This window comes from Ligilactobacillus pobuzihii E100301 = KCTC 13174 (genome assembly GCF_000349725.1).
Taxonomy (GTDB): Bacteria; Bacillota; Bacilli; order Lactobacillales; family Lactobacillaceae; genus Ligilactobacillus; species Ligilactobacillus pobuzihii.
In genome coordinates this window covers 873-2,998 of sequence record NZ_KB714700.1, presented here as the reverse complement: position 1 = coordinate 2,998, position 2,126 = coordinate 873, and the positions used below count along the sequence as shown (strand labels likewise).

Annotated in this window: 2 protein-coding genes and 2 pseudogenes; 3 read left to right on the top strand and 1 reads right to left on the bottom strand. The window is 37.3% G+C overall.

Annotated elements, in window-relative coordinates:
* The coding region (locus LACPOB_RS13110) for a tRNA dihydrouridine synthase (protein WP_040533034.1) at positions 1-742 on the top strand (742 nt) is incomplete at its 5' end.
* Between the two features lie 179 nt (positions 743-921).
* Positions 922-1,316: pseudogene (tnpA, locus tag LACPOB_RS11965) on the top strand (IS200/IS605 family transposase); the annotation flags it as partial.
* 68 nt (positions 1,317-1,384) lie between these two features.
* On the opposite strand, the gene LACPOB_RS0108600 reads toward tnpA, so the two are convergent.
* Entirely contained in the window at positions 1,385-1,717 is a 333-nt protein-coding gene (locus LACPOB_RS0108600; protein WP_017868436.1) for a hypothetical protein, read from the bottom strand.
* A gap of 256 nt (positions 1,718-1,973) precedes the next feature.
* Between LACPOB_RS0108600 and LACPOB_RS13105 the strand changes: the two are divergent.
* Positions 1,974-2,126: pseudogene (locus tag LACPOB_RS13105) on the top strand (IS4 family transposase); the annotation flags it as partial.

Below are 2,126 nucleotides of genomic sequence, written 5' to 3'. Positions count from 1 at the left end.
AAAAGAACACGGCTACCAAGCCATCGATATCAATATGGGCTGCCCTTCCGGAACGATTATTAAAAATGGCGGCGGTTGTGACATGATCCGTCATTTTGATGACGCTGCCGCAGTCATTGAAGGGGCCAAAACATCCGGCTTGCCGATCTCGGCCAAAACTCGCTTAGGGTTCAACGAGCTAGATACGTTTGAAACATGGATCCCATTCTTGTTAAAACAAGATATCCCGTTATTGACAGTGCATGTTCGTTCACGTAAAGAAATGTCTAAAGTCCCAGCCCATTACGAATACATTGACCGTTTAGTACAATTACGTGATGAAATTGCTCCGCATACATTACTGCAGATCAACGGCGACATTAAAGACCGTAATGACGGATTAGAATTAGTGCGTCAACACCCTGGTGTGGATGGGATCATGATTGGTCGCGGGATCTTCGAAAATCCATTTGCTTTTGAAGATCACCCAAGAGAGCATACACTTGATGAAACTTTGAGTTTATTAAGAATGCAGCTTGACTTGTATGACACCTTCAATGCCCAATATGGACCGTTAAACTTCAAGAAGTTGCGTCGATTCTTTAAAATTTACGTGCGTCATTTCAACTATGCTTCCGACCTACGAATTGCTTTGATGGAAAGTAAAGATACCACTGAAGCACGCGAACTACTTGATAATTTTGAAAAACAATGGACAGCACACAACGCCGCCAATACAATTGCGATCACACAAGAAGATTGATCTTTATAGTAAAAAAGCAAGCAACTTAATGCTTGCTTTTTTTTTGATATTAGGTGGTTATGATCATAACTGAAATGAAGCTATTGGATTGTCCTGATAACTCCAAGCGCAATTCAGAATAACTTTAGTTATATAATAATTGAAAGTGAGACAAAAGATGCCTTAGAGCCGATTTGTAACGACGTTATGTTTATAACTTCCATTTTCAATTGATTTGGTCAACTAAGTATCGTAACAAAACCTTCAACACGCCCAATTTAGTCCAAGAAATGAAAGACTTACCGGTTCAAACGGCCCAAAAAATAATATCATGATCGAAAAATTAGCGGTCATGCCTGACCATGTTCATTTATTACTCAGTTTTCCTCCTAGCAAGACGCCAACATCAGCAATCAAAGCACTCAAAGGACAAAATGCACAACTATTCTTAGCAAACCACCCCGAAATTAGAAAAAAACAATATCGGGATGGTCTTTTATGGTCGACTAGCTATTATATGAGCACCCTAGGTGATATGAGGCAGGGAATCGTTGAGAAGTATCTTGAGAACCAACGATACAATGCAAAAAAATAAGCATGACTTATCGACACGCCACGGCTCATTCAACCCCTGACTAAAATCACGGGATTTCTGCGCTATTTTTAATTAATTTTATTCAAAAAATGGATAAATACTTTTGGTGTCTTTACCACAATAAATCCTGGCAGCACAAAAAAATACAAAATCATCAGCATAAACGCTGCGATTCCTCCAATAAAGTTATTAGGTAAAAAATCCATGGAAGTATCAAAAAAAGTGTTCCCGACAGTAACCACCAGCGCAATTATACCAACCATATAATGAGCGGCAGCATAACCTAAGATAGCGTTATTGTTAAAGTATTTATTTAAAATAGCATTCTTAGACGTTTTTTCTTCTTTAATCTCTTTTTTTGCATTAAAAAATAATGCAAAATAGTATATAAGTCCAATCACGGCAAACTCAAAGGAGAACGTAAAACCAAAAACTGATGATCCTATATCTCCTGTATTTAGTCCTAAAAAAATAGCAATATCTACACTTGGAATAAAGGAGATAATTAGGACTAAAATAGCAAACTAAAGGTTGAAAGTTAAATAATACAAAAAAGCCCCGACTTTTTCGGGGTTTTTCTGTATAAAATAGACATGAATTGCTCCATATCTGTATAATTAATGTATCCCACAAAAACATACAAAGGAGTTTCATGCCATGTCTACTATACAACATAATACTACCAATATTCATCATTCTTTTCGTCATTTTTCAAAATTGGTCCACCTTCCGAAAATTTTACGTCGTGCTAACATCTCCAAATCACGAGGCGTTCGTCCCGAATTACTTTTTGAATGGCTGCTGACTACT